1 protein-coding gene and 1 pseudogene are annotated in these 2,411 nt (G+C 64.7%); both read left to right on the top strand.

Translation table 11 applies throughout. From position 1 onward, the window contains the following. Window positions 1–1,183: pseudogene (locus WAN71_RS24880) on the top strand (2-oxoglutarate ferredoxin oxidoreductase subunit alpha); the annotation flags it as partial. Next, window positions 1,176–2,255 carry a 2-oxoacid:ferredoxin oxidoreductase subunit beta gene (locus WAN71_RS24875; protein ID WP_422227881.1) on the top strand — a complete coding sequence of 360 codons (1,080 nt, stop codon included), beginning with the start codon at window positions 1,176–1,178 and terminating at the stop codon, window positions 2,253–2,255. The pseudogene WAN71_RS24880 and the gene WAN71_RS24875, both read left to right, overlap by 8 nt. Window positions 2,256–2,411 lie beyond the last annotated feature (156 nt).

Genomic DNA, 2,411 nt, shown 5'->3' with positions numbered 1-2,411 from the left:
GGCTTATGGCATCGTCGCCGCCGGTCAGCTGGCCGACATTCAGGTCGTCCTCGGAAGTTATCCGATAACGCCGGCGTCGGACATTCTGCACGAGCTTTCCAAGCACAAGAATTTCAACGTGATCACCTTCCAGGCGGAAGACGAGATCGGCGGGATCTGCGCCGCGCTGGGCGCCTCGTACGGCGGCGCGCTCGGGGTTACCAGCACATCGGGACCCGGCCTGTCACTGAAGGCCGAGGCGCTTGGACTTGCCGTGATGACCGAGCTGCCGTTGCTTGTCATCGACGTGCAACGAGGCGGCCCGTCGACCGGCCTTCCGACTAAGACCGAGCAGGCTGACCTGCTGCAGGCGCTGTACGGCCGCAATGGGGAGTCGCCGGTGGCGGTGCTGGCGCCGCGGTCGCCGTCGGACTGCTTTGAAACCGCTCTGGAGGCGGTACGCATCGCGGTGTCGTACCACACCCCGGTAATCCTGTTGTCCGACGGGGCAATTGCCAACGGCTCGGAGCCGTGGCGAATCCCGGACGTCAGCGAGTTGCCGCCCATCAAGCATGTCTTCGCCAAGCCGGACGAGCCATTCCAGCCGTATGCTCGCGACCCGGAAACCCTCGCTCGGCAATTCGCCGTACCGGGTACTCCCGGCCTCGAACACCGCATCGGCGGGTTGGAAGCCGCCAACGGTTCGGGCGACATCTCCTACGAGCCGGCCAATCACGACCTGATGGTGCGGTTGCGCCAGGCCAAGATCGACGGGATCTCTGTTCCCGATCTGGAAGTCGATGATCCGACCGGAGACGCCGAACTGCTGCTGATCGGGTGGGGCAGTTCCTACGGTCCGATTGGCGAGGCTTGCCGGCGTGCGCGGCGCAACGGCGTCAAGGTCGCGCATGCCCATCTGCGGTACCTCAGGCCATTCCCGGCCAACCTGGGCGAGGTATTGCGGCGCTACCCGCAGGTTGTGGCGCCGGAGATGAACTTGGGTCAGCTCGCGCTGTTGCTGCGCGGCACGTACCTGGTCGACGTGCAATCGGTTACCAAGGTCCAAGGCGTCTCGTTCCTGGCCGACGAGGTGGGGCGCGTCATCCGCGCCGCGCTGGGCGGGACACTGGCCGAAATCGAGCAAGACAAGACGATGGTCGCGAGATTGGCGGCCGCCACGGTAGGAGCGGGAGCTAATGACTGATGTGATCGGCGTGGATATCGGGCTGCCGGACGTACTGTCCAAGAACTACGGTGTGCCCACCACCGACCAGCCGCAGAAGGCCAAGGACTTCACCAGTGACCAGGAGGTCCGCTGGTGCCCCGGTTGTGGTGACTACGTCATCCTCAACACGATGCGCAACTTCCTGCCCGAGCTGGGGCTGCGCCGCGAAAACATTGTCTTCGTCAGCGGCATCGGCTGCTCGAGCCGGTTCCCGTACTACCTGGAAACCTATGGCCTGCACTCCATTCACGGCCGTGCACCGGCGATCGCGACTGGTCTGGCGCTGGCGCGTGAGGATCTCTCGGTCTGGGTCGTCACCGGCGACGGGGACGCACTGTCGATCGGTGGCAACCATCTCATCCATGCGCTGCGCCGCAACGTCAACATCACGATCCTGCTTTTCAACAACCGGATCTATGGCCTGACTAAGGGTCAGTACTCGCCGACGTCCGAGGTCGGCAAGGTCACCAAGTCGACGCCGATGGGATCGCTTGACCAACCGTTCAACCCGGTATCGCTTGCGCTTGGCGCCGAGGCGACTTTCGTCGGTCGGGCGCTGGACTCCGACCGCAACGGCCTGTCTGAGGTTTTGCGTGCAGCCGCCCAGCATCGCGGGTCCGCGCTAGTCGAAATCCTGCAGGACTGCCCGATTTTCAACGACGGTTCGTTCGACGCGCTGCGCAAAGAGGGTGCCGAGGAACGGTTGATCAACATCCGCCAGGGTGAACCGGTCATCTTCGGCGCCAACGGCGAATATTGCGTGGTGCGGTCCGGGTACGGACTTGAGGTGGCCAAGACCGCCGACGTCAGCGTCGACGAGATCGTGGTACACGACGCGCATGCCGTCGATTCCGCCTACGCGTTCGCGCTCTCGCGGCTATCCGAACAGAACCTCGAGCACACCGTGATGGGCATCTTCCGTCAGGTAGACCGGCCAACTTATGACGACGCGGCCCGGGCACAAATCCGCGCCGCGCAGGAGTCCAAGCCGGCCGACCGCGCCGCGTTGCAATCGCTATTGCACGGGCGCGACACCTGGACTGTGAACTGAGGTGACGCCCGCGGCTGGGCCGGCTTCGTTGGCCGGCGTGGTGTTGGCTGGGGGAGCGTCGCTACGGATGGGCCGGGACAAGGCCACCATGCAGGTTCCCGCCGAACTTCTTGACTCCCAGGATGGCTCCGAACCGGCCGTCACGATGGTCGAGCG

Source organism: Mycobacterium sp., from assembly GCF_049280035.1.
Lineage (GTDB): Bacteria > Actinomycetota > Actinomycetes > Mycobacteriales > Mycobacteriaceae > Mycobacterium.
Note: the sequence above shows the minus strand (reverse complement) of the source record. Positions and strands in the feature narration are given on the sequence as shown.